Source organism: Priestia sp. SIMBA_032, assembly GCF_046535215.1.
GTDB classification, from domain to species: domain Bacteria; phylum Bacillota; class Bacilli; order Bacillales; family Bacillaceae_H; genus Priestia; species Priestia aryabhattai.
Genome location: NZ_JAWRXD010001349.1, coordinates 1 through 244, shown reverse-complemented (window position 1 = coordinate 244; position 244 = coordinate 1). Strand labels below are relative to the sequence as shown.

Sequence of the window (244 nt, the reverse complement as noted above, 5' to 3'; positions counted from 1 at the left end):
ATTTGCGATGTGGTGTTCCCGTCGATGCCTTTGTTTAGGGTCAGTGGAAACGCGGCGAGGCCTCCGGTTTCGGATACAGCCCAGTCGGTAAAGCCAACGTTTCCCTTTGTGCACTGAAAGGCACGGCTATCGCCAAGTACCAGGACATCGGTCAGCAGCGGTTTATAGAGCCGTGCCAGGGCCTTCTGCACCGCACCGTCGGCTAGGATTCCCTGCTCCGCCGTGGCCGCGCCAACATCGCTCG

General features: G+C 59.8%; 1 protein-coding gene. It reads right to left on the bottom strand.

Annotated elements, in window-relative coordinates; genetic code table 11:
• Nucleotides 1-244: hypothetical protein (locus tag SB717_RS38710; protein ID WP_410908553.1), on the bottom strand; the 244-nt coding region annotated here is incomplete at both ends.